Origin of the sequence: Pseudomonas sp. Z4-20 (assembly GCF_051131955.1) — a bacterium.
Classification (GTDB): domain Bacteria; phylum Pseudomonadota; class Gammaproteobacteria; order Pseudomonadales; family Pseudomonadaceae; genus Aquipseudomonas; species Aquipseudomonas marvdashtae.
In genome coordinates, this window is sequence record NZ_CP071641.1 from 4,608,222 (window position 1) to 4,632,692 (window position 24,471).

The window sequence follows — 24,471 nt, forward strand, 5'->3', positions numbered from 1 at the left end:
AGTTGCAAGCCGCAAGCCGCAAGCTGCAAGTTGATCGGGTAATACGCGGTGGCTGCTGCAGCGCAACCACCGCTTGTAACTTATAGCTTGTGGCTCAAAGCTGTCGGCGTCAGCCGACCCGATAGTTCGGCGCTTCCTTGGTGATCTGCACGTCGTGGACATGGGACTCAGCCATGCCAGCGCCGGTGATGCGGACAAATTCCGGCTTGGTGCGCATCTCTTCGATGTCGGCGCTGCCGGTGTAGCCCATGGAAGAACGCAGGCCGCCCATCAGTTGATGGATGATGGCGCTCAGGGTGCCTTTGTACGGCACGCGACCTTCGATGCCTTCCGGCACCAGCTTCTCGGCACCCGCGGAGGAGTCCTGGAAGTAACGGTCGGAAGAACCCTGGGCCTGGGACATGGCACCCAGCGAACCCATGCCGCGATAGGCCTTGTAGCTACGACCCTGGAACAGTTCGATCTCGCCCGGCGCTTCTTCGGTACCGGCGAACATCGAACCCATCATCACGCAAGACGCGCCGGCGACGATGGCCTTGGACAGGTCACCGGAGAAGCGGATACCGCCGTCGGCGATCAACGGCACGCCGGTGCCTTCAAGGGCGGCGGCGACGTTGGCGATGGCGCTGATCTGCGGCACGCCGACACCGGCGACGATGCGCGTGGTGCAGATCGAGCCAGGGCCGATACCGACCTTGACCGCGTCGGCGCCAGCTTCGGCCAGGGCCTTGGCCGCAGCGCCAGTGGCGATGTTGCCGCCGATGACCTGCACGTCAGGGAAGTTCTGCTTGACCCAGCGAACGCGGTCGATCACGCCTTTGGAGTGACCGTGGGCGGTGTCGACCACCACCACGTCAACGCCGGCATTGACCAGGGCCGCGACGCGGTCACCCGTGTCCTTGCCGGTGCCGACCGCAGCGCCTACGCGCAGACGACCTTGATCATCCTTGCTGGCCAGCGGATAAGCCTTGGCTTTTTCGATGTCGTTGACGGTCATCATGCCCTTGAGGGCGAACTTGTCGTCGACGATCAGCACGCGCTCGATGCGGTGCTTATGCAGCAACTCGCGGACTTCGTCCTTATTGGTGCCTTCCTTGACCGTGACCAGGCGCTCCTTAGGCGTCATCACTTGGCGAACGGAGGCATCCAGGCGGTTCTCGAAACGCACGTCGCGGGAAGTGACGATGCCGACCAGGTCGCCATCGTGCAGTACCGGAACGCCGGAGATGTTGTGCATGCGGGTCAGTTCGAACAGATCCCGGACCGTGGCATCCGCCTCGATGGTGATCGGATCCTTGACCACGCCAGCCTCGAACCGCTTGACCTTGCGCACTTCGGCGGCCTGCTGTTCGATGGTCATGTTCTTGTGGATGATACCGATACCGCCTTCCTGGGCCATGGCAATGGCCAGGCGGGCTTCGGTCACGGTGTCCATGGCAGCGGAAACCAGCGGGATATTCAGTTCGATGCCACGGGTGAGACGGGTCTTGAGACTGACTTCGTTAGGCAGTACTTCGGAATATCCGGGCACTAGGAGAATGTCGTCGAAGGTCAGAGCTTCTTGGCTGATACGCAGCATCGCGGGGGCTCCCGAGCGGGAAAATGGAAGCGCGCCATTATACTCATGGACCCCGTCTGGCTCAATGTAAAACTCTGTCTATTATTGGCGGGGTGATTGACTGGCTAAAACCAACAGGGTTTGTGTGTTTCTCTTAGGAGTTGTGACTCGCTACAACTCAACCCTCACCCAACTCACCGGCAGATCGAGCCAGTCGGCGAACTCATCGAGAAAGTCCTGCTTGAACCCCGCTTCGAGCCAGTTATTGAAAATGAACCCCAGGTTCGAGAAACCGCAGGGCTGGAGAAACAGGAACCCGTTGATGTCGTCTTCATGCCCGCATTCGGGACAAGTGAAGTTGTCGGTGCGCCCCGGCATCCAATCTTCCAGGCTTTCGAACAGCGCCTCGCCGATTTCCCGGCGGCACTCGGCGCAGCCGGCTTCTTCGAGAAAACCCTTGGCCGGCGTATAGATGCAGCGCTTGGTGATGATCTCCAGGCCGTTGACCGGTTCGCCGAACGGCAGCGCGTCGGGATGCAGGACCACATGGCGGGCACCGGGGGCGATGGCGTGGGCCATGCGGTTGCCGGTGCGCCCGCAAGTGGTCAGTTGCTCCTCGACGATATTCTTGCGCACCAGCCAGCGCACGATCGCCCGGGCCCGGGGCTCGTGGACCGGCAGGGTGGAAATTTTCGGGACGATAATGCTTTGCGAATTCATGGCGAGGCCTGGCTGTTTCCCTGGCGGGTCTGATAGAAGGCCGGCAGCTTAATCCCTGGCCGAGCCAGGTCAAGCACTCAGGTAGCGCACGATCAACGCAATGCCGCTGGCGAGCACCAACCAGGTAACCAGGCGCACGAATGCCTCTCGCGACATTTTCATGGTCAAGCGACGCCCGACCCACAGCCCCAGCGCCATGGCCGGCAACAAACACAACGCCAGTACCAACAAGGGTAGCTCGGCATATACCCCAGCGACGATGAACAGGCTCAAGCGCACCACCGTGCTGCAACTGATCAACGCGCTTTGAGTCGCCCGGGCCGCCTCCTTGGGCAAACGGCTGTTGAGGTAGATGGCATATAAAAAGCCGCCACTGCCGAACAACGCACCGAACATCCCGCCCACCGTTCCCATCGGCAGCGCCCACAGCGCCGACAACTGCGCCGGCCGGGTTTTTATCAACAGGCTGTAAATCGCATAGGTGCTGATGAACAGGCCCATCAACAACAGCAGCAGATCGGACTTGAGGTTGAGCAGGAAGATCACGCCCAAGGTGCACCCAACCGCCATGCACGGCAACAACCGCAGCAACTCGGGCCGGGCGACGTCTCGCCGCGAGGGCAACAGATTGCCGAACGCCGCGACAAAATCCAGCAGCACCAGCAGCGGCACGATCTTCGACAGCGGCATGTACAGCAGCAAGATCGGCGCGGCCACCAACGCGGTGCCAAACCCGGCGATACCGAAAACAATGTAGGCCAGGATGATCGCAAGCCCGATCACCAGCCATTGCATCGGTGCGAATGCCCACTGGCCCAGCCATGACAAAAGCTCCACCCGGCACTTCCCTGAGGACGAAAGCGGCGACTTTAGCCAGATGTGTCGGGGCATATCCAGCATTTATGCTGACGGACCTGTCCGTAATGGAGCTAATGGAGTCGAAATGTCTGCGCTCATGGAGATTCACCTGCGAATCCCCTTATCATGCCGCCCATGATTAAAGATCCCTTTGCCCGACTGGGCCTGGACCGCGAGGTCCTGACTGTCAGCCAGCTCAACGGCCGCGCGCGGGTGCTGCTCGAAGACGTGTTCAGCAACATCTGGGTCGAGGGCGAAATCTCCAACCTCGCCCGGCCCGCCTCTGGCCACGTGTACTTCACTCTGAAGGACAGCGGCGCCCAGGTGCGTTGCGCACTGTTCCGGCAGAACGCCGCGCGGGTGCGCCAGGCCTTGAAGGACGGTTTGGCGGTGAAGGTACGCGGCAAGGTCTCGCTGTTCGAGGGTCGCGGCGACTATCAATTGATCCTCGACACCGTCGAGCCGGCCGGCGATGGCGCCCTGCGCCTGGCCTTCGATGCCTTGAAGGAAAAACTCAGCGCTGAAGGCCTGTTCAGCGCCGAGCGCAAGGTGCCGCTGCCGGCTCACCCGCAGCGCATCGGGATCATCAGTTCGCCCACCGGCGCGGTGATCCGCGACATCATCAGTGTGTTCCGCCGCCGGGCGCCGCAGATTGCCTTGACGCTGATTCCCACCGCCGTGCAAGGCCGCGAAGCCACCGGGCAAATCGTCCGCGCCTTGAAACTGGCGGACGCCCGCGGTTTCGATGCGTTGATCCTGGCCCGGGGCGGCGGTTCGCTGGAAGACTTGTGGTGCTTCAACGAAGAAGCGGTGGCCCGCGCGGTGGACGCCTGTGTCACGCCGATCGTCAGCGCCGTCGGCCATGAAACCGATGTCTCCATCAGCGATTTCGTCGCCGACGTGCGCGCGCCGACGCCGTCCGCCGCCGCCGAACTACTGGCGCCGGATGCAGGCGATTTGGTTCGCCGGGTTGAAACCCTGCATCGCCGGTTGGTGATGCGCATGCGCGACCGGTTGATGCGCGATCAACTTCGCCTCGAAGGCCTGACCCGACGCCTGCGGCATCCCGGCGAACGCCTGCGCCAGCAAGCCCAGCGCCTCGACGACCTGGACATGCGCATGCGCCGGGCCTTCGAACGCAGTCTCAATACCCGTAACGAGCGTTTGATCCGCCTGGAGACTCGCTTGGCCGGGCAACATCCGGGCCGGCAACTGGCGATGTTGCGCCATCGCCTGGAGAGCCTGGCCGAACGCCTGCCCCGGGCCATGCGCGAAGGCCTGAAAACCCGGCGTGTGCAGTTACAGAACCAGATGCAGACGCTGCACATCGTCAGCCCCCTGGCGACCCTCGGCCGTGGCTACAGCATTCTGCTCGACGAGCGCGGCCATGCAATCCGCAACGCCGCACAGACCCAGACCGGCCAGCGCCTGACTGCCAAGCTCGGCGAAGGCGAGCTCCTGGTGCGGGTCGAAGACAATCACCTGACGCCGGTCACCCTTTCTCTACTGGATTGATTCATGCCGAGATTTCTCGCTCCACTGCTTCTGCTGTGCCTGAGCGTCAATGCCCACGCCGACAGCTACATCACTCGCCTGCTGAACAAGCCGGTGCCCGGCGGCGTGGCCGTGGTCGATTTGGGCGCCGCGGCCCAGGCGCCGAAAGCCACGTACCAGGGCAAACCGGTGCTGGTGGTCAAGGAGCAGCAAAACTGGCTGGCGATCGTCGGCATTCCGCTGACGGTCCAGCCCGGTACCCAGCAAATCAGCAGTGGCGGCGCCACCCAGCCCTTCGTGGTCGGCTACAAGAAGTACCCCGAGCAGCACATCACGCTGAAAAACAAACGCCAGGTGAATCCGGAGCCGGCGGACCTTGCGCGGATTAACGCCGAGCTCGCGGTTCAACTGAAGGCCTACCGCAGCTTCAGCCCGAACATTCCCAGCAACCTGTTACTGGACAAACCGGTCAACGGTCCGCTGTCGAGCAAGTTTGGCGTGCGCCGGTTTTTCAACGGCGAGGAACGCAACCCGCATTCCGGCCTGGATTTCGCCGTGCCCGCTGGCACGCCGATCAAGACCCCGGCCGCCGGCAAGGTCATCCTCACCGGCAATTACTTTTTCAATGGCAACACGGTGTTCGTCGACCATGGCCAGGGCTTCATCAGCATGTTCTGCCACATGTCGAAGATTGACGTGAAGATCGGCCAGCAATTGGCGCGAGGGACGGTGGTCGGCAAAGTCGGCGCCACAGGACGGGCAACCGGGCCGCATATGCATTGGAATATCAGCCTGAACGATGCGCGAGTGGACCCGGCGATTTTTATCGGGGCTTTCCAACCCTGAGCCTGATGAGGCCGCCGGTCTCATCTCCATCCGTCCATAATTGCCAGGCTCGAAACATCGACGCAATTGGCGAGACACTTCGCTGAGATACACGCGATTAAATCTCGCACAAGAGCCTTAAAACAGAACTTCTCCCAATTTTTTCCGACTGCTTGCGATCCCCCGCCGGCGCGGTTAGGGTTGAGGGCATGAAAACCTCTCATACCCTCATTCAGCTTCGCCAGCACCGCAGCCTGTGCCTCGTCAGCGCACGACTGCCGGGCTGAATCGCGGCACCTCGTCCCGGCTGAAAAGCCAACCCATTAGAACCACCGGCAGGCCGCCTTTTTCCGGCCACGACAATAAGGATTCCGCCCCATGAGCATGCTCAAAGACCCGTCTTCGAAATACCGCGCCTTCCCGACCATCAACCTGCCGGATCGCACCTGGCCGTCGAAGACCATCACCGCCGCGCCGATCTGGTGCAGCTCCGACCTGCGCGATGGCAACCAGTCGCTGATCGAGCCGATGGACGCTGCCAAGAAGCTGCGCTTCTGGAAAACCTTGGTGGCGGTAGGCGTCAAGGAAATTGAGGCTTCGTTCCCGGCCGCTTCGCAGACGGACTTTGATTTCGTGCGCACCCTCATCGAAGAAGGCCACATCCCGGACGACACCACCATCCAGGTGCTGACCCAGGCCCGTGAAGACCTGATCGCCCGGACCTTCGAATCCCTGCGTGGGGCGAAGAAAGCCATCGTCCACCTGTACAACGCCACCTGCCCGTCGTTCCGCCGCATCGTGTTCAACCAGGACAAGGAAGGTGTGAAGGAAATCGCCGTGAACGCGGCCAAGCTGTTCGTCAAATATGCCGCCCAGCAACCGCAAACCCAGTGGCAGTTCGAATACTCGCCGGAAACCTTCAGCGCCACCGAACTGGAGTTCGCCAAGGAAGTCTGCGACGCAGTGATCGAAGTGTGGAACCCGACGCCCGAGCGCAAGGTGATCCTCAACCTGCCGGCCACCGTGGAAGTCGCCACCCCAAACATCTATGCCGACCAGATCGAGTGGTTCCACCGCAACATCACCCGCCGTGACAGCGTGCTCATCAGCCTGCACACCCACAACGACCGCGGCACTGGCGTGGCCGCCACCGAGCTGGGCCTGATGGCCGGCGCCGACCGCGTCGAAGGCTGCCTGTTTGGCAACGGCGAGCGCACCGGCAACGTCGACCTGGTGACCGTGGCGCTGAACCTGTACACCCAGGGCATCAACCCCGAGCTGGATTTCTCCGACATCGACGGCGTGCGCAAAGTAGTCGAAGAGTGCAACCAGATCCCGGTTCACCCTCGCCATCCGTACGTCGGCGACCTGGTCCACACCGCGTTTTCCGGCTCGCACCAGGACGCAATCCGCAAAGGCTTCGCCCAGCAGAAACCGGACACCCTGTGGGAAGTGCCGTACCTGCCGATCGACCCGGCCGACATCGGGCGCAGCTACGAAGCGGTGATCCGCGTGAACAGCCAGTCGGGCAAAGGCGGCATCGCCTATCTGCTGGAGCAGGAATACGGCATCAGCCTGCCGCGTCGCATGCAGATCGAGTTCAGCCAAGTGGTGCAGCGTGAAACCGACCGCCTGGGCCTGGAAATGACCGCCCAGCAGATCCACGCCCTCCTCCAGCGCGAGTATCTGCAAGCCAACACCCCGTACGCGCTGGTCAGCCATCGCCTGCAGGAAGAAAACGGCAACAGCGCCGTGGAAGTGGAAGTGGCCAGCAAGGGCCAGGGCGAGACCAACCTGCACTGGCGCGGCAAGGGCAACGGCGCGCTGGAAGCCCTGGTGGCCGGGCTGCCGATCCCGGTGGAAATCATGGACTACAACGAACACGCCATCGGCGCCGGTACCAATGCCAAGGCCGCCGCGTATATTGAACTGCGAGTCAACGGCGAGCGTGCGGTGCATGGCGTGGGCATCGATGAAAACATCACCACGGCAAGCTTCAAGGCGCTGTTCAGCGCGCTGAACCGCTCGCTGAGCCAACCGGAAGCCAAAGCGGCCTGATCGGTCGTTGAATAACAAAAAGGCCCCGGGATGTGAATCCCGGGGCCTTTTGTTTGATTTCTGGTTAGCTGTCAGGCCATACAATTATCAGGCATGGGTATCGATCGAAACGGTCATCGCCTGCAAAAGCGCAGCCTGCAAAGTCTGCAAAGTTGCCTGGGTCGCCATGATCTGGGTCTGGATCGCCATGGCTTCCTGGGCTTTCTGCTCCTGGTTGGCCTGGCTTTTTTGAACACGGGCTAACTGGGCTTGCTGGTCGGCGAGCAACTTCTCGGTCCGCTCGATCTGCTTCTTCAGCTGTTCGATGACATTGCTGCCATTGCTGCCGCCAACACCGGCAATGTTCGCGCCGCTGGTGTCGACTTCCAACTTCTTGTCTTTTTCTTCCGCGCTATCAGTCGGTGCTACTGGACTGACCACTTTTTCTTCTTCAGCCCCGCGAATGGACACTTTGGGTGCCGACAGCGGATAAGGGTTTACGGTCGTTGCGCTGATACTGGTCATGGGGACTCCTCCTTGGCTGACCCGTTATCGGCCTGCTACAGCGGTCCTTGAGGGCTGAATCGTTTCAATATACGAATTCGAAGCGATCAGCGTCCAGGTTCGCCGGGAACCGTGTGCGGTACGCCGCCAGGTCCGCCGCGCTCAGGCGAACGCTGAACACGCCGTCGGCCTCGCCGGCGCTGAGGAGTGTCTCGCCCTGGAAGTCCAGCACCTGGCTGTCGCCAGTGTAGGCGAAACCCTTGCCGTCGGTGCCGATACGGTTCACCGCCGCCACATAGCAAAGGTTTTCGATGGCACGGGCCGGCAGCAGCCGATTCCAATGCTGGCGCCGGGCGCCCGGCCAGTTGGCGGTGTACAGCAACAGGTCGGTGTCCTCGGCATCGCGACTCCACGCCGGGAAGCGCAGGTCGTAGCAGATCAGCGGCCGAATCCGCCAGCCCTTGAGCTCGAACAACACCTGCTGATCACCCGGTGTGTAGTGATTGTGTTCACCCGCCATGCGGAACAGATGGCGCTTGTCGTAATGCAGCACTTCGCCGCCCGGTCGCGCCCACAGCAAGCGGTTGCGATGGCTGCCGTCGCTGGCCTGGACGATCACACTGCCGGTGACCACCGCGTCCAGCTTCGCCGCCTGGACCTTGAGCCATTGGCTGGCGGGGCCGTTTTCAGGCTCCGCCAGGGTTTCGGACTCCATGGAAAACCCGGTGGTGAACATTTCCGGCAGGATGATCAGGTCCGCCCCGCGCGACTGTTCGAGCAGCGTCTCGAAATGCTCCAGGTTCGCCTGGCGGTCGTGCCAGGCCAAGGTGGTCTGGATCAAGGCAATGTTCAGGTCCGGCAATGCACTCAAATCACGCATAGTTTTTCCGCCGCTTCGCGCAGCGTCTCCTCGCGTTTGGCAAAGCACAGGCGCACCAGGCGCTGGCCTTGGGGCGGGTTCTGGTAGAAGACGGAAATCGGAATGGTCGCTACGCCATGTTCGCGGGTCATCCAGACGGCCATGTCGACGTCATTCAGGTCCGGGCGAATCTGCGAATAATCCACCAGCTGGAAATAAGTGCCGGCGACCCGCTTGAAGTTGAAGCGCGACGGCGCCAGCAGATCGCAGAACAGGTCGCGCTTGGCCTGATAGAAGTCCGGCAGTTCGTCAACGTGTTCCGGGTGCTCGGCCATGTAGTCGGCCAGGGCGTACTGCAACGGCGTCACGCCGCAGAAGCTGACGTACTGGTGCACTTTGCGCAGCTCCGCAGTCAGGGCCGCTGGCGCCACCACGTAGCCGGTTTTCCAGCCGGTGACGTGATAGGTCTTGCCGAACGAACTGACCACGAAAGCGCGGCGATACAGCTCTTCGTGGGCGAGGACGCTGGCGTGGGGTACGCCGTCGAACACCAGGTGTTCATAGACTTCATCGCTGATCAGGTAAATGTCGCGGTCGCGAATCAGCGCCGCCAACTGGTCCAGCTCGGCGCGGCTGATCAATGCGCCGCTGGGGTTGTGCGGGGTATTGAGGATGATCATGCGCGTACGCGGGCTCAGGGCTTCGCCGAGCTTCTCGAAGTCGATGGCGAAGTCATCCAGGCCCAATTGCACATGCACGCAACGCCCGCCGGCCAGTTGCACGGCTGGCTCGTAGCTGTCGTAGCTAGGGTCGAAGACAATCACCTCGTCGCCGCTGTGAACCACCGCCGCGATGGCGCAGAAAATCGCCTGGGTCGCGCCGGGGGTCACGGTGACTTCCTGATCGGCATCGACGGTGGCGCCATAACTGCGGACGATCTTTGCCGCGATCTGCTGCCGCAGCGCTGGCAGGCCAGTCATCGGCGAGTATTGGTTATGGCCTTGGGCGATATGCCGGCCAACCGCATTGCGCAGGGCCTGCGGACCATCGAAATCGGGAAACCCTTGAGACAGGTTGAGCGCGCCGGTCTGCGCCGCGAGCTGGGACATCTGGGTGAAAATCGTGATGCCGACATTCGGCAACTTGCTGGTGATCATTGGACGCGCCTTCTGCGAGCTACAAGCTACAAGCTACAAACTACAAGCTACAAGCTGATGCGCACCAAACTTGCAGCTTGTAGCTTGAAACTTGCCGCTGCTTCTATTTCTTATCGCGGCGCTTCTTGTCGGCCTTCTTGTGGTGCGACATCAAGCGGCGCTTCTTGTTGACCTGGCGATCGGTGAGGGTGTTCTTGTTGCCTTCGTACGGGTTCTCGCCGCCCTTGAACTCGATGCGGATCGGCGTGCCGACCAGCTTCAGGACGCGGCGATAGGTATTCTCCAGGTAGCGAACGTACGACTTGGGCACCTTCTCGATCTGGTTACCGTGGATCACGATGATCGGCGGGTTGGCGCCACCCAAGTGGGCGTAGCGCAACTTGATCCGCCGGTTGTTGACCATCGGTGGCGCGTGTTCGCCAACCGCATCTTCGAGGATCTGGGTCAGGCGGTTGGTCGGCCAGCGAGTGACCGCCGACTTGAACGAGTTCTGTACCGAAGCGTAGAGGTTGCCCACGCCGGTGCCGTGGAGGGCCGAGATAAAGTGGATGTCGGCGAAGTCGACAAAGAACAGCCGGCGCTGCAATTCGACCTTCACATAATCGCGCTCGCTCGGCGTCATGCCGTCCCACTTGTTGATCGCGATGACCAGCGCACGACCGGCTTCCAGGGCAAAGCCCAGCAGGTTCAAGTCGTGATCGACCACGCCTTCGCGGGCGTCCATTACGAAGATCACCACGTTGGCGTCTTTGATCGCTTGCAGGGTCTTGACCACGGAGAATTTTTCGACTTCTTCGTGGATCTTGCCGCGCTTGCGCACACCGGCGGTGTCGATCAGCGTGTACTTCTCTTCGTTACGTTCGAAGGGAATGTAGATGCTGTCGCGGGTGGTGCCGGGCTGGTCGTAGACGATGACCCGGTCTTCGCCGAGCATGCGGTTGACCAGGGTCGACTTGCCGACGTTAGGGCGGCCGATGATGGCGATCTTGATCCCGTCTTTTTCGCTCGGGCCTGGAATGCGCTTGGCTTCCTCGCCTTCAGCAACGATTTCTTCCTCGCCCTCTTCCGGCTCGTCTGCGTCGTCCTTGGGGAAATCAGCCAGGGCGATTTCCAGCATCTGGGTGATGCCGCGACCGTGGGCGCCGGCGATCGGGATCGCCTGGCCCATGCCCAATGGTGCGAACTCGGCGCGAGCCATGTCCGGGTCGATATTGTCGACCTTGTTGGCAACCACGTAGGAGCGCTTGTTACGTTTGCGCAAGTGCTCGGCGATCATCTGGTCAGCGGCGGTAAAACCAGCCTTGGCGTCTACCAGGAACAGCACCACATCGGCTTCTTCAATGGCGAGCAGCGACTGCTCGGCCATTTTCTCATCCATGCCATGTTCATCACCGGAGATGCCGCCGGTGTCGACCAGAATATAGGTACGCCCTTGCCACTTGGCCTCACCGTATTGGCGATCACGGGTCAGACCGGACAAGTCGCCGACGATGGCGTCGCGAGTCCTGGTCAGGCGGTTGAACAAGGTGGACTTGCCGACGTTCGGTCGGCCCACCAGGGCGATTACGGGAACCATGCGGCTCTCCACTTCGTTATTTCAGAAAATACAAAAGCCGCTGCGAGGCAGCGGCTGGTGCTCGGGGCAGCCCATGGAAGCACTGCAAACCTTGCGAACAAGGCCGCTTGGGGGATTAGCCCCAAGCATAGTCTTACTTGATGGTCAGGGCTTCCAGTTTGCCGCTGTTGCCATACACATAAATCATGTCGCCCACCACCAGCGGACGGGCACGCAGGCCGTCGCTGTCGATGCGCTCGCGGCCGACGAAACGACCGTCCACCTGGCTGAGCAGGTGCAGGTAACCTTCCAGGTCACCCACTGCAACGTAGCTGGAGAACACTTCCGGGGCCGACAGCTGACGGCGGGCCAGGGAATCATTGCTCCACAATGCCGTGGTGGAACGCTCGTCAACGCTTTCGACGGTGCCCGAGGACAGGCTCACATAGACGCTGCCGAAGCCTTGGGCGACACCGGCGTAGCTGGAGGCATCGCGCTGCCACAACACACGGCCGCTTTCCAGGTCCAGCGCCGCAACGCGGCCCTGGTAGCTGGCAACGTAGAGCGTGCCGCCGGACAGCAGCAGGCCACCGTCGATGTCGACCACGCGCTCCAGCTCCGAACGTCCTTGCGGAATGGCTACTCGCTGTTCCCACACCGGTACGCCGTTGGAAATGTCCAGGGCAACGACTTTACCGGTCGACAAACCAGCCACCGCGAGGCGGTTGGTGACAATCGGTGCGCTGGTGCCGCGCAGGGTCAGTACCGCCGGGGTGCTGTCATACAACCAACGTTGGTTGCCGGTGGCGGCATCCAAACCGATCAGACGGTCATCCTGGGTCTGGATCACCACTACGTCACCGTTGGTGGCAGGCGGTGCAAGGACTTCACTGGTCACGCGGGCGCGCCATTTCTCTTCACCACTGCTCGCGTCCAGGGCGACGATCTCACCCTTGAGCGTGCCGATCATCACCAGCCCGTAACCCACGCCAACGGCGCCGGACACAGGCAGTTCAAGATCCTGCTCCCACTTCACGTCACCGTTCATGCGGTCCATCGCCATGATGACGCCCGTGACGTCGCCGGCATAGATGGTGTCGCCGTCGATAGCCGGCACCAGCATGTTGTAGGTTTCGCCCTGGCCGTCACCGATGGAACGGCTCCATTGCTTCTGCAACACGACTTCTTCTTTGAAGTCGGTCAGTTCGGCTGGAGGCAGTTCTTTCTTGCTGTTGCTGCTGCAACCCGCGGCCAGAATGGCCAGGGCCAGCAATGCTGCATGTTTCCAACGGATCACGTCACGCATCCCCTTTAGCCAGGTCGTCCAGCTTGATTTGCAGGCCACCGACCGCGGCTTCATCCGACAGCGCAGCCTTGGCTTTTTGGTAGGCCGCATGGGCCTCATCAGCGCGGCCCAGCTGTACCAGCAGGTCGCCCTTGAGTTCTTCGCGAGTTGCCAGGAACGCCTTGTCGGCGTCGCCGTCGAGCAGCTTCAAGGCGTCTTCAGCCTTGTTCTGCGCCGCCAGCACCTGTGCCAGACGCTGACGCGCCACTTCACCCAGGGTCGGGTTGGCCGGCTTGTCGACGATGGCCTTCAGCTCGGTGGCCGCGTCGTCCAGTTTGCCGCTGTCTACCGCGACCTTGGCCACGAACAGGCTGCCGTACTGGGCGTAGGCGGTGCCGCCGAACTCTTTGTTGAGCTTGCCAGCCAGGTCCGCCACGCGGGCAGCGTCAGGCTTGCCGTCCGGTGTCAGGGTGGTTTCCAGCAGTTGCTGATAGAGCATCGAGGCGCCTTGCGACTGGTTGCCCTGGTATTTCTGGTAGGCCTGCCAGCCGAACACGATGACCAGCGCCAGCAGGCCGCCAGTGAGCAGTGGCTTGCCGTTGCGCGTCCACCAGTCCTTCAAATCCGCCAGCTGTTCATCTTCGCTACTCGACACCCCAATACTCCTTAATCGCTAAATCGGCTGTTTGACAGCTTCAACCCTGCACGACGCAGGTGGCCAGGTGTGCAGCAAGCGCATCCCAGGCAATGCTTTGTTGTTCGCCCTGGCCACGCAGGGGTTTGAAACCTACCACTTGTTGGGCCAGTTCGTCGTCGCCGAGGATCAATGCGTACAACGCACCGCTCTTGTCGGCCTTCTTGAATTGGCTTTTGAAACTGCCGCCGCCGGCATTGATCTGCAGGCGCAGGTTGGGCAATTGGTCGCGGACCCGTTCGCTCAGGGCCAGGGCTGCCAGTTCGGCGGCCTCGCCGAAGGCGCACAGGTAGACGTCAACCTGGCGGGCCAACGCTTCAGGCACCTTGTCCAGTGCTTCAAGCATCAGTACCAGGCGCTCGATGCCCATGGCAAAGCCCACGCCCGGGGTCGGCTTGCCACCCATCTGCTCCACCAGCCCGTCGTAGCGGCCGCCGGCACACACGGTGCCCTGGGCGCCGAGCTTGTCGGTGACCCATTCGAATACGGTCTTGCTGTAGTAATCCAGGCCACGGACCAACTTGGGGTTGATCACGTAGGGAATGCCGACGGCGTCCAGGCGCGCCTTCAGCCCTTCGAAATGCGCACGGGATTCGTCGTCGAGGTAGTCGGCCATTTTCGGCGCGTCGACCAGGATCGCCTGGGTTTCCGGATTCTTGGTGTCCAGTACCCGCAGTGGATTAGTCTTCAGGCGGCGTTGGCTGTCTTCGTCCAGCTTGTCCACGTGCCCGGAAAGAAATTCCACCAACGCTTCGCGATAACGGCCACGGGACTCGCTGGTGCCCAGGCTGTTGAGCTCAAGCTTGACCGCATCGCGCAGCCCCAGCTCCCCCCACAGGCGCCAGGTCATGACGATCAGCTCGGCGTCGATGTCCGGACCTTCCAGGTTGAACACTTCGAGGCCGATTTGGTGGAACTGGCGATAACGGCCTTTTTGCGGACGCTCGTGACGGAACATCGGGCCGACGTACCAGAGTTTCTGCACCTGGCCGCCACCGGTGATGCCGTGTTCGAGCACCGCACGCACGCACGCCGCGGTGCCTTCGGGACGCAGGGTCAGCGAATCGCCGTTGCGGTCGTCGAAGGTGTACATCTCTTTCTCGACGATGTCGGTGACTTCGCCGATGGAGCGCTTGAACAGCTCGGTGAATTCGACGATCGGCATGCGGATCTGCCGGTAACCGTAGTTATCCAGCAAACGCGCCACGGTGCCCTCGAAATAGCGCCACAGGGGCGTCTGCTCGGGCAGGATGTCGTTCATGCCACGAATGGCTTGCAGAGACTTGCTCACATGTATTCCTTAATCTTTCGACTTAACCGCGCGCGATGACCGCTGCGTCGGCTTCGACCTTTTCGGCCGCTTTCTGGCGGATCAGCCGTTCCAGCTCATCCACCAGATTGTCATTCGTCAGTTTCTGCGACGGCTTGCCGTCGATGTAAATCAGGTTCGGCGTACCGCCAGTCAGGCCGATATGGGCCTCCTTGGCTTCGCCCGGCCCGTTGACCACGCAGCCGATCACCGCGACATCCAGCGGCACCAGCAAGTCTTCAAGGCGCCCTTCCAGCTCGTTCATGGTCTTGACCACATCGAAGTTCTGCCGTGAGCAGCTCGGGCAGGCGATGAAGTTGATACCGCGGGAACGCAGGTGCAAGGATTTGAGAATGTCGTAGCCGACTTTCACTTCCTCGACCGGGTCCGCCGCCAGCGAGATGCGGATGGTATCGCCAATCCCTTCGGCGAGCAGCATACCGAGGCCGACGGCAGATTTCACCGTACCCGAACGCAACCCACCGGCTTCAGTGATGCCCAGGTGCAGCGGCTGGACGATTTCCTTGGCCAGCAGGCGGTAGGCTTCGACGGCCATGAACACATCGGACGCCTTCACGCTGACCTTGAAGTCCGGGAAATTCAGGCGTTCCAGGTGCTCGACGTGACGCAGGGCCGACTCAACCAGCGCGGCCGGGGTCGGTTCGCCGTATTTCTTCTGCAGGTCTTTTTCCAGGGAACCGGCGTTGACGCCGATGCGGATCGGAATGCCGCGATCACGGGCGGCATCCACCACCGCGCGCACGCGGTCTTCGCGACCGATGTTGCCCGGGTTGATGCGCAGGCAGTCGACGCCCAGCTCGGCCACGCGCAAAGCGATGCGGTAATCGAAATGAATGTCGGCTACCAGCGGGACCTTGACCAGCTGCTTGATCTTGCCGAACGCCTCGGCGGCGTCCATGTCCGGCACCGAAACCCGCACGATGTCGACACCGGCGGCTTCCAGGCGATTGATCTGCGCAACCGTGGCGGCTACGTCGTTGGTGTCGCTGTTGGTCATGCTCTGCACAGCGATTGGCGCATCGCCGCCCACGGGCACGTTACCGACCCAGATCTTCCGGGATTCGCGACGTTTGATTGGAGATTCGCCGTGCATGACTTATTGACCCAACTTCAGGCGAGCGGTCTCGCCACTGGTGAACGGAGCCACGTCGACCGGTTGGCCGTTGTAGCTGACCTGCGCGCCACGGGCATAGCCCAGGCGTATGGCAAACGGAGGCTTGCCGTTGATGGCGGTGGTGTCGCCCTTGCGCTTGAGACCACTGAACAGCACCTTGCCGTTGCCGTCGGTGACTTGCGTCCAGCAGTCGGCGGTGAACTGGATCTGTACCTGACCGTCACCCGGGGCCGGAGCCGCCGCGGTTGCCGGAGCCGCCGGGGTAGCGGGAGCCGTCGGCGTAGCCACGGTTGGCGCTGGCGCGGCCGGCGTCGGGGCCGGAGCTGCCGACGCGGTGCCGGCGTGGGCGGGAGCCGTCGGTGCGGCAGGCGCAGGAGTCGGGGGGGCAACCGATGGAGCGGTCGGCGCGGCGCCCGCTGCAGCATCGGCCTCGGTGCCATCCTGGCCCTGAGGCAACGCCAGGGCGGTTTCGCCTTCGGTTTGCGCCTCAACGACAGCCTGGTCTTCCGGCTCGTCCAACGGATGGATCTGGGTGGTGCCGTCGGCACCTTCGACTTCAACGTGTTCAGGGTTCATGGCGACCGGTTCCTTGGTGCGCAAGGACGCCTGGTCCTGCCACCAGACGAAACCGCCACCGATCACCGCGATCAGCAGCAACAGGCTGACGATTCGCAAAATGGTGTGGGAAACACGCACCGGCTCTTCGATACGACCCAGGCTGTGCACGCTGCTGCCCTGGGCGTCGGAACCGGTGTATTGATCGAATTGCTGGACCAGCACGGTCTGGTCCATGCCGAGTAATTTGGCATAGGCGCGGATGTAGCCCCGGGCAAAGGTGTGCCCAGGCAATTTGTCGAACGCGCCAGCTTCCAGATTGCCCAGGGAAGTCACGGTGAGATTGAGCTTGAGGGCCACTTCGGCCAGCGACCAACCATTGCTTTCGCGGGCTTGACGCAGGGTCTCACCGGGATTTACGCGAGTCGCTGCTACAACTTCGGGATGCGCCGCTTTCATCATTGCTCCGACAGGTATTGCTGATATTCCGGCGTACCGGGATAGAGTCTTTTGAGTTGCAGGCCATAGCTTGCGGCCTTGTCACGGTCTTCGAACACATGTGCCAGCCGAACGCCGAGCAATAGACTACGTGCATTTTGCTCGCTCAGCAGGCTAAAACGCTCGTAATAGTCACGCGCGGGCACATAATGCCTGTCTTCGTAAGACAACTCAGCCATTTCCAGCAATGCGCGCGGCTGCTGGCGGTTGAGTCGCAGTGCCTTTTCAAGCTGCTGGCGGGCCAGGTCGCGCTGGCCAAGTTTCGCGGCGGTCATGCCAAGGTTTTCAAAAACCCGTGAACGTTCGGGATAAAGGGTATCGGCGGCCGCTTGCTCGAAGCGTTCGTAGGCCTCTTTGTAACGGGCCTGCTCGTAAAGGAAGCTGCCGTAGTTGTTCAGGAACCGGGCATCTTGCGGCCGGGCCGACAGCGCATTGCGAAAATGCTCATCGGCCAGTTCCGGCTCCATCTCCGCCTGGAACACCAGCGCCAGCGCCGCGTTGGCATCGGCATCGCTGCCGTCCAGCTCCAGGGCTTTCTTGAGAGGCACCTTGGCCCGCTCGGTCATGCCCTGCTGCAAATAGCCGATGCCCAACTGCACATAGGCTTCGCGCGCTTCGTCGCGGCCTTTGCTGGTCTTCATCGGGTTGTAGTCACCCGACAGCACACAACCGGAACAAAGGCCGGCCAACAGCAACAGCAGCGCAAAGCGCAGGGACATAGAGTTCCTCTCTTAGTGACTGTTCGCAGCGGTTTGCACTGCATCGTCGGCGGCGTTCAATTCGCGCACGGCAATGTAGCGTTCGCTGCGACGGGTGCGATCCAGCACCTGTCCTACCAACTGGCCACACGCGGCGTCGATGTCTTCGCCGCGGGTGGTGCGCACGGTGACGTTGAAGCCAGCGTGGTGAAGCTGATCCTGGAAGCGACGAATCGCATTATTGCTCGGGCGCTCGTAGCCGGAATGCGGGAACGGGTTGAACGGGATCAGGTTGATCTTGCAGGGGATGTTCTTGAGCAGCTCGATCATCTCGACGGCGTGTTCAACCTTGTCGTTCACGTCCTTGAGCAAGGTGTACTCGATGGTCAGCACGCGTTTTTCGCCCAGGGACGACATGTAGCGCTGACACGACTCGAGCAGCATCTTAAGCGGATACTTCTTGTTGATCGGTACCAATTGGTTACGCAATGCGTCATTGGGTGCGTGCAGCGACAGCGCCAGGGAAACGTCGATGTGCTTGGCCAGCTCGTCGATCATCGGCACCACGCCGGAGGTGGACAGGGTCACGCGGCGCTTGGAGATGCCGTAGCCCAGGTCATCCATCATCAGGTGCATGGCGGCCACGACGTTGTCGAAGTTCAGCAGCGGCTCACCCATGCCCATCATCACCACGTTGGTGATGGCACGGTCGACGGTTGCCGGGACGCTGCCAAAGGATTTGTTGGCAATCCACACCTGGCCGATTACTTCGGCGGCGGTGAGGTTGCTATTGAAGCCTTGCTTGCCGGTGGAGCAGAAACTGCAATCCAGGGCACAGCCTGCCTGGGACGAAACGCACAAGGTACCGCGCTTGCCCTGGGGAATGTAGACGGTCTCGACGCAGCTACCGGACGCCACACGCACCACCCACTTACGGGTGCCGTCGCTGGAGATGTCCTCGCTGACCACTTCCGGACCGCGAATTTCAGCAACAGCCTTGAGCTTTTCGCGCAAGGCCTTGCTGACATTCGTCATGGCGTCGAAGTCGTCGACGCCAAAGTGGTGAATCCATTTCATCACCTGGCCGGCACGGAAACGCTTCTCCCCGATCGAGTCGAAGAATTTCTCCATTTCCGGCTGGGTCAGGCCCAACAGGTTGGTTTTGCCGTTCGATGTAGTCATGGATTCACCTTCACTCAAAAGCCTGGGCTTAGCGAGTGGTTACTTCAGTAGCGGAGAAAAAGTAAGCGATTTCGCGAGCAGCGGCGGCTTCGGAGTCCGAACCGTGGACGGCGTTGGCGTCGATCGATTCAGCGAAGTCAGCGCGGATGGTGCCGGCAGCGGCTTCTTTAGGGTTGGTAGCGCCCATCAGCTCACGGTTGCGAGCGATGGCGTTTTCGCCTTCCAGCACCTGAACGACAACCGGACCGGAAGTCATGAAGGCTACCAGTTCACCGAAGAAACCGCGCTCGCTGTGCTCAGCGTAGAAGCCTTCGGCTTCGGCTTTGGACAGCTGCTTCATTTTCGAAGCTACAACGCGCAGGCCAGCGTCTTCGAAACGGGTAACGATCTTGCCGATCACGTTTTTAGCAACGGCGTCAGGCTTGATAATGGAGAAAGTACGTTGAACAGCCATGGTGTAACTCCAGAAACGGTAATTTACGAAAAATTAAACCCGCGAATTATACGCGGGTTCTTAGGTATTGCCTAACCTGCGAGGCGATCAGTCCAATTCCGCGGCCCAGAGCTCCTGGACCGCTTCCAACACCTTCTCGCCGACTCGGCCAGAAGTGGGATCGAAGTCCGGCAGCTCCAGGATCATCTGTTGCAGACGGACGAAACCTACAGAGTACGGATCGAGACCCTCGTGGGCCTCGGCCAATTCTTCCGCGATGCGTTGTACGTCATTCCAACCATAGCTCATGACAGTCTCACCATCAGTGCGGCGCTTCAGCCGCATGGTTAAGCGAATATTTCGGGATTTCGACGGTCAGGTCCTCGGTGCCGACCTTGGCCTGACAGGTCAGGCGCGACGTCGGCTCAAGGCCCCAGGCCCGATCAAGGTAGTCTTCTTCCAGCTCATCGGCTTCATTGAGTGAGTCGAAACCTTCGCGAATGATGCAATGGCACGTGGTGCAGGCACACACGCCGCCGCAGGCGCTCTCGATCTCGATGTGATTGTCGTGGGCCACTTCAAGCAGGGACTTGCCGGTTTCGGCCTCTACCACCATACCGTCCGGGCAATGCTCGGCGTGTGGCAGGAAAATGATCTGCGGCATCAGTTATTCCTCGATTTCATTCAGGTTGCGCCCCGCCAGGGCGGCTTTCACCGTCGAGTCCAGGCGGCGGGCAGCAAAGGCATCGGTGACTTGCGACAGACGCTTGGTCTGCTGCTCGATGGCATAACCATCGGTGCCCTTGAGCAATTCGGACAGCTCCTGCACTTGCAGCTCGATGACCATGCGCTCCTCAGCGTCGAGCAGGCGGTCACCGTCGGCTTCAAGGGCGGCTTGCACGGCTTCGATCAGACGCTGGGCGTCGACTTGTTGCTCACGCAGCACGCGCGCGACCTTGTCGTCGCTGGCGTGCTGGAAGGAATCCTTGAGCATCTTGGCGATTTCGCCGTCGGTCAGGCCGTAGGACGGCTTGACCTGGATGCTCGCTTCGACGCCCGAACCCAGTTCGCGGGCAGAGACGTTGAGCAAACCGTCGGCATCGACCTGGAAGGTCACGCGGATCTTCGCCGCACCAGCAACCATCGCCGGGATGCCGCGCAGTTCGAAGCGGGCCAGGGAACGGCAGTCGCTGATCAGCTCACGCTCGCCTTGCAGCACGTGGATCATCATGGCCGACTGGCCGTCTTTATAAGTAGTGAAGTCTTGGGCGCGGGCGACGGGGATGGTGGTGTTGCGCGGGATCACCTTCTCCATCAGGCCACCCATGGTTTCCAGGCCCAGGGACAGCGGAATCACATCGAGCAGCAGCAGTTCGCCGCCTTCGCGCTTGTTGCCGGCCAAGGTGTCAGCCTGGATCGCGGCGCCGATGGCGACCACCTGATCCGGGTCGATTTCGGTCAGCGGCTGGCGGCCAAAGGCTTCGGCGACGGCTTCGCGAACCCGAGGCACGCGGGTCGAACCGCCGACCATGACCACTGCCTTCACCTCTTCAAGCTCAACGCCGGAATCACGCACGGCACGGCGGCAGGCCTTGAGGCTGCGGGCGACCATGGGCTCGATCAGGACATCGAAGGTTTCGCGGGTCAGGGAGGCTTTCCACTCGCCATAAGCGACTTCAACGGAGACGGCGTCGGTCAGGGCTTCCTTGGCGGCGCAGGCGGCTTGCAGCAGATGGCGTTGCGCACCCGGGTCGAGGTCGGCGCAGAGGCCCGCTTGCTCGATAATCCAGCCGGCAATGGCGTGGTCGAAGTCATCGCCGCCCAGGGCACTGTCGCCGCCGGTGGCCAGGACTTCGAAAACACCGCCCGTCAGGCGCAGGATAGAGATATCAAAAGTACCGCCGCCCAAGTCGTAGATGGCAACGAGGCCTTCGGCATGCTGGTCCAGGCCGTAGGCGACCGCCGCGGCGGTCGGCTCGTTGAGCAGGCGCAACACATTAAGGCCCGCGAGCTTGGCCGCATCCTTGGTGGCTTGGCGCTGGGAATCATCGAAATAGGCTGGAACAGTGATGACCGCACCCACCAGTTCACCGCCCAGCGCCGCTTCGGCACGCTGGCGCAGGACCTTGAGGATGTCGGCGGACACTTCAACCGGGCTTTTCGGGCCCTGTACGGTTTCGATGAACGGCATGTGGGATTCGCCACCGACAAAGCGGTACGGCAGCTGATCGCCCAATTGCTTGACGTCGGACAAACCACGACCCATCAGGCGCTTGACCGATACGATGGTATTGAATGGATCAGTGGCGGCGGCCAGCTTGGCCGACTCGCCCACTTCGACACGATCGGCGTGGTAGCGCACGGCGGACGGCAGGATTACCCGCCCCTGCTCGTCGGCCAGCGGTTCGGAGAGACCGCTGCGCAAGGCAGCGACCAGGGAGTTGGTGGTACCCAAGTCGATCCCCACAGCCAGGCGACGCTGGTGCGGTTGTGGACTTTGGCCGGGTTCGGCGATCTGCAGTAGGGCCATCGTAATCAGGACTTATCTGTAATCAGGCGTGCGACCGGAGCGGCACTGGGTTAATCGTCGAGGCGCTCTTCTAGCTGGCGCACTTCGTAGGTGAGCTTGTCGAGGAACTGCATGCGCCGCATCAGGCGTTCGGCCTGTTCGCGTTGCGCGGCATCGTTCCAGCAGGCTGCGAAGCTGTCGTTCAGTGTTTGCTGGGCGTCTTTCAAGCGACGCTTGAATACCGCGACACCGGCCAGGTCGGCGCTGTCCTGCAGGTCTTCGAGCTCCTCACGCCATTGCATCTGCTGCAACAGGAACTCGGGATCGTGGACCGTGACCTCCAGCGGCAACTCATGGCCGCTGATGGCGAGCAGGTAACGCGCGCGCTTGGCCGGGTGCTTGAGCGTCTGGTAAGCCTCGTTGAGGTTCGCCGACTGCTCGAGCGCCCGCCGCTGCTCCACCTCGGAGGCATCGGCAAAGCGGTCGGGATGGACGCCACGGGCCAATTCAAGATAACGCGCGGACAACTGCTCGAGATCCAGCTGGAACGCAGGCTGCATCTGGAACAACGCAAAGTGACAAGGAGTACCCACAAGCTGCCTCAGATGTTGAAGCTTTCGCCGCAGCCACATTCACCGCGCACGTTGGGGTTGTTGAACTTGAAGCCTTCGTTCAACCCTTCCTTGACGAAATCCAGCTCGGTGCCGTCCAGGTACGTCAGGCTCTTCGGGTCGATGATCACTTTCTGACCATGACTTTCGAACACCTGGTCGTCTTCACCGACTTCGTCGACGAATTCCAGTACATAGGCGAGGCCAGAACAGCCCGTGGTGCGAACACCCAGGCGGATACCCTCGCCCTTGCCGCGCCCCGCAAGTGAGCGCTGGATATGGTTAGCTGCCGCTTCTGTCATCTGGATAGCCATGGAAAACTCCTTACCGTAACGCGGGTCAGATCAAGCCTTTCTTCTGCTTGTAATCGCGAACGGCAGCCTTGATGGCGTCTTCGGCGAGTACCGAGCAGTGGATCTTCACTGGCGGCAGGGCCAGCTCTTCGGCCAGCTGGGTGTTCTTGATGGTTTCGGCTTCATCGAGGGTCTTGCCCTTCATCCACTCAGTGGCCAGGGAGCTGGACGCGATGGCCGAGCCGCAGCCGTAGGTCTTGAACTTGGCGTCTTCGATGATGCCTTGCTCGTTGACCTTGATCTGCAGGCGCATGACGTCGCCGCACGCCGGGGCGCCGACCATGCCGGTGCCGACGTCAGGATCCTGCGCGTCCAACTTGCCGACGTTGCGCGGGTTCTCGTAGTGGTCGATGACCTTTTCGCTATATGCCATTTGCTTTAATCCTCATCAGTGGAGCCGCTCTGGTGGCGACTTCTCAGTGCGCCGCCCATTCGATTTTCGAAATGTCGACGCCGTCTTTGTACATATCCCACAGCGGCGACAGAGCGCGCAGCTTGGTAACGGCCTCGCAGACTTTCTGCGCGGCGTAATCGATTTCTTCTTCGGTGGTGAAGCGGCCGAAGGTGAAGCGGATCGAGCTGTGCGCCAGTTCGTCGTTGCGGCCCAGGGCGCGCAGTACATACGAAGGTTCCAGCGACGCCGAGGTGCACGCCGAACCGGACGACACGGCCAGGTCCTTGAGTGCCATGATCAGCGACTCGCCTTCAACGTAGTTGAAGCTCAGGTTCAGGTTGTGCGGTACGCGGGCGGTCATGCTGCCGTTGACGTAGAGCTCTTCGAGGTGCTCGACCTGCTTGAAGAAACGGTCGCTCAGGGCCTTGATGCGCACGTTCTCGGCAGCCATGTCTTCCTTGGCCACGCGGAAGGCTTCGCCCATGCCGACGATCTGGTGGGTCGCCAGGGTGCCCGAACGCATGCCGCGTTCGTGACCGCCGCCGTGCATGGTCGCTTCGATGCGAACACGCGGCTTGCGGCTCACGTACAGCGCGCCGATGCCTTTAGGGCCGTAGGTCTTGTGGGCGGAGAACGACATCAGGTCGACTTTCAGCTTCGACAGGTCGATGTCGACCTTGCCGGTAGACTGCGCGCCGTCGACATGGAACAGGACGCCCTTGGAGCGTGTCAGTTCGCCGATGGCAGCGATGTCGTTAACGGTGCCGATTTCGTTGTTCACGTGCATGATCGACACCAGGATGGTGTCGTCGCGCAGTGCAGCTTCGATCATGGCCGGGGTGATGATGCCGTCTTCGCCTGGCTCGAGGTAGGTGACTTCGAAGCCTTCACGCTCCAGTTGGCGCATGGTGTCCAGGACAGCCTTGTGCTCGATCTTGGAGGTGATCAGGTGCTTGCCCTTGGTGTGGTAGAAATGCGCGACACCCTTGATAGCCAGGTTGTCGGATTCGGTAGCACCAGAGGTCCAGACGATCTCACGCGGGTCGGCATTGACCAGGTCAGCAACCTGGCGGCGGGCATTTTCGACCGACTCTTCGGCTTTCCAGCCGAACACGTGGGAGCGCGAGGCCGGGTTACCGAAGTTTCCGTCGACCAGCAGGCATTCACTCATCTTTTGCGCGACACGCGGATCAACCGGGGTGGTCGCAGAGTAATCAAGGTAAATCGGCAATTTCATGGACTCTCTCC

At 61.5% G+C, this 24,471-nt stretch carries 25 protein-coding genes; 3 read left to right on the top strand and 22 right to left on the bottom strand.

The window, feature by feature from the left end; genetic code table 11:
- Positions 1–109 precede the first annotated feature (109 nt).
- From guaB to J3P82_RS21135, 3 genes are all read right to left on the bottom strand, one after another.
- Positions 110–1,579, bottom strand: a complete 1,470-nt coding sequence (gene guaB, locus J3P82_RS21125; protein WP_434558524.1) for an IMP dehydrogenase — start codon at positions 1,577–1,579, stop codon at positions 110–112.
- Between the two features lie 150 nt (positions 1,580–1,729).
- Positions 1,730–2,278: a sugar ABC transporter ATPase gene (locus J3P82_RS21130; protein WP_434558525.1), complete on the bottom strand. Its 549-nt coding sequence runs from the start codon at positions 2,276–2,278 to the stop codon at positions 1,730–1,732.
- A gap of 69 nt (positions 2,279–2,347) precedes the next feature.
- Positions 2,348–3,073 carry a sulfite exporter TauE/SafE family protein gene (locus J3P82_RS21135; RefSeq protein WP_434563925.1) on the bottom strand — a complete coding sequence of 242 codons (726 nt, stop codon included), beginning with the start codon at positions 3,071–3,073 and terminating at the stop codon, positions 2,348–2,350.
- Positions 3,074–3,271: 198 nt separating this feature from the next.
- On the opposite strand from J3P82_RS21135, the gene xseA reads away from it, so the two are divergent.
- The 3 genes from xseA to leuA all read left to right on the top strand — a co-directional run bounded on the left by xseA (position 3,272) and on the right by leuA (position 7,513).
- Positions 3,272–4,651, top strand: coding sequence for an exodeoxyribonuclease VII large subunit (gene xseA, locus J3P82_RS21140; protein ID WP_434558526.1), 1,380 nt, complete (start codon positions 3,272–3,274; stop codon positions 4,649–4,651).
- Between the two features lie 3 nt (positions 4,652–4,654).
- Positions 4,655–5,476, top strand: a complete 822-nt coding sequence (locus tag J3P82_RS21145; protein ID WP_434558527.1) for a peptidoglycan DD-metalloendopeptidase family protein — start codon at positions 4,655–4,657, stop codon at positions 5,474–5,476.
- A 357-nt stretch (positions 5,477–5,833) separates the two neighbouring features.
- On the top strand, positions 5,834–7,513 hold the full coding sequence (leuA, locus tag J3P82_RS21150) for a 2-isopropylmalate synthase (RefSeq protein WP_434558528.1): 1,680 nt from the start codon (positions 5,834–5,836) through the stop codon (positions 7,511–7,513).
- Between the two features lie 87 nt (positions 7,514–7,600).
- Here the strand turns inward: leuA and J3P82_RS21155 are convergent, their stop codons facing one another.
- The 19 genes from J3P82_RS21155 to J3P82_RS21245 form a co-directional block, all read right to left on the bottom strand.
- Positions 7,601–8,017: a hypothetical protein gene (locus J3P82_RS21155; protein ID WP_186611102.1), complete on the bottom strand. Its 417-nt coding sequence runs from the start codon at positions 8,015–8,017 to the stop codon at positions 7,601–7,603.
- Positions 8,018–8,081: 64 nt separating this feature from the next.
- On the bottom strand, positions 8,082–8,876 hold the full coding sequence (locus tag J3P82_RS21160) for an amidohydrolase (protein WP_434558529.1): 795 nt from the start codon (positions 8,874–8,876) through the stop codon (positions 8,082–8,084).
- On the bottom strand, positions 8,864–10,012 hold the full coding sequence (locus J3P82_RS21165; protein WP_434558530.1) for a pyridoxal phosphate-dependent aminotransferase: 1,149 nt from the start codon (positions 10,010–10,012) through the stop codon (positions 8,864–8,866). The genes J3P82_RS21160 and J3P82_RS21165 overlap by 13 nt, the downstream gene beginning before the upstream one ends.
- A 103-nt stretch (positions 10,013–10,115) precedes the next feature.
- Positions 10,116–11,588, bottom strand: a complete 1,473-nt coding sequence (gene der / locus J3P82_RS21170; protein ID WP_186611099.1) for a ribosome biogenesis GTPase Der — start codon at positions 11,586–11,588, stop codon at positions 10,116–10,118.
- A gap of 133 nt (positions 11,589–11,721) precedes the next feature.
- Positions 11,722–12,873, bottom strand: coding sequence for an outer membrane protein assembly factor BamB (bamB, locus tag J3P82_RS21175; protein ID WP_434558531.1), 1,152 nt, complete (start codon positions 12,871–12,873; stop codon positions 11,722–11,724).
- Positions 12,866–13,507, bottom strand: coding sequence for a tetratricopeptide repeat protein (locus J3P82_RS21180; protein ID WP_434558532.1), 642 nt, complete (start codon positions 13,505–13,507; stop codon positions 12,866–12,868). Before J3P82_RS21180 ends, bamB begins: the two co-directional genes overlap by 8 nt.
- 40 nt (positions 13,508–13,547) lie before the next feature.
- Positions 13,548–14,837: a histidine--tRNA ligase gene (gene hisS, locus J3P82_RS21185; RefSeq protein WP_434558533.1), complete on the bottom strand. Its 1,290-nt coding sequence runs from the start codon at positions 14,835–14,837 to the stop codon at positions 13,548–13,550.
- A 22-nt stretch (positions 14,838–14,859) separates the two neighbouring features.
- Entirely contained in the window at positions 14,860–15,969 is a 1,110-nt protein-coding gene (ispG, locus tag J3P82_RS21190) for a flavodoxin-dependent (E)-4-hydroxy-3-methylbut-2-enyl-diphosphate synthase (protein ID WP_434558534.1), read from the bottom strand.
- 3 nt (positions 15,970–15,972) lie between these two features.
- The gene (locus J3P82_RS21195; RefSeq protein WP_434558535.1) at positions 15,973–17,004 is read right to left on the bottom strand and encodes a RodZ domain-containing protein; all 1,032 of its coding nucleotides are present in this window, start codon (positions 17,002–17,004) and stop codon (positions 15,973–15,975) included.
- Positions 17,004–17,762, bottom strand: a complete 759-nt coding sequence (gene pilW / locus J3P82_RS21200; RefSeq protein WP_434558536.1) for a type IV pilus biogenesis/stability protein PilW — start codon at positions 17,760–17,762, stop codon at positions 17,004–17,006. The genes J3P82_RS21195 and pilW overlap by 1 nt, the downstream gene beginning before the upstream one ends.
- 12 nt (positions 17,763–17,774) lie before the next feature.
- A complete protein-coding gene (gene rlmN / locus J3P82_RS21205; RefSeq protein WP_434558537.1) occupies positions 17,775–18,923 on the bottom strand; it encodes a 23S rRNA (adenine(2503)-C(2))-methyltransferase RlmN in 1,149 nt (382 codons plus the stop codon).
- Positions 18,924–18,951: 28 nt separating this feature from the next.
- Positions 18,952–19,377, bottom strand: coding sequence for a nucleoside-diphosphate kinase (gene ndk / locus J3P82_RS21210; protein ID WP_042727994.1), 426 nt, complete (start codon positions 19,375–19,377; stop codon positions 18,952–18,954).
- Positions 19,378–19,464: 87 nt separating this feature from the next.
- The gene (gene iscX, locus J3P82_RS21215) at positions 19,465–19,665 is read right to left on the bottom strand and encodes a Fe-S cluster assembly protein IscX (protein WP_434558538.1); all 201 of its coding nucleotides are present in this window, start codon (positions 19,663–19,665) and stop codon (positions 19,465–19,467) included.
- Between the two features lie 13 nt (positions 19,666–19,678).
- A complete protein-coding gene (gene fdx / locus J3P82_RS21220) occupies positions 19,679–20,020 on the bottom strand; it encodes an ISC system 2Fe-2S type ferredoxin (RefSeq protein ID WP_434558539.1) in 342 nt (113 codons plus the stop codon).
- Positions 20,021–20,023: 3 nt separating this feature from the next.
- Positions 20,024–21,886, bottom strand: coding sequence for a Fe-S protein assembly chaperone HscA (gene hscA, locus J3P82_RS21225; RefSeq protein WP_434558540.1), 1,863 nt, complete (start codon positions 21,884–21,886; stop codon positions 20,024–20,026).
- 50 nt (positions 21,887–21,936) lie between these two features.
- A complete protein-coding gene (hscB, locus tag J3P82_RS21230; RefSeq protein ID WP_434558541.1) occupies positions 21,937–22,458 on the bottom strand; it encodes a co-chaperone HscB in 522 nt (173 codons plus the stop codon).
- Between the two features lie 8 nt (positions 22,459–22,466).
- Positions 22,467–22,790, bottom strand: a complete 324-nt coding sequence (gene iscA / locus J3P82_RS21235; protein WP_003185155.1) for an iron-sulfur cluster assembly protein IscA — start codon at positions 22,788–22,790, stop codon at positions 22,467–22,469.
- Positions 22,791–22,815: 25 nt separating this feature from the next.
- Positions 22,816–23,202, bottom strand: a complete 387-nt coding sequence (iscU, locus tag J3P82_RS21240) for a Fe-S cluster assembly scaffold IscU (protein ID WP_434558542.1) — start codon at positions 23,200–23,202, stop codon at positions 22,816–22,818.
- A 43-nt stretch (positions 23,203–23,245) separates the two neighbouring features.
- Positions 23,246–24,460: an IscS subfamily cysteine desulfurase gene (locus tag J3P82_RS21245; RefSeq protein ID WP_434558543.1), complete on the bottom strand. Its 1,215-nt coding sequence runs from the start codon at positions 24,458–24,460 to the stop codon at positions 23,246–23,248.
- Positions 24,461–24,471: the final 11 nt, after the last annotated feature.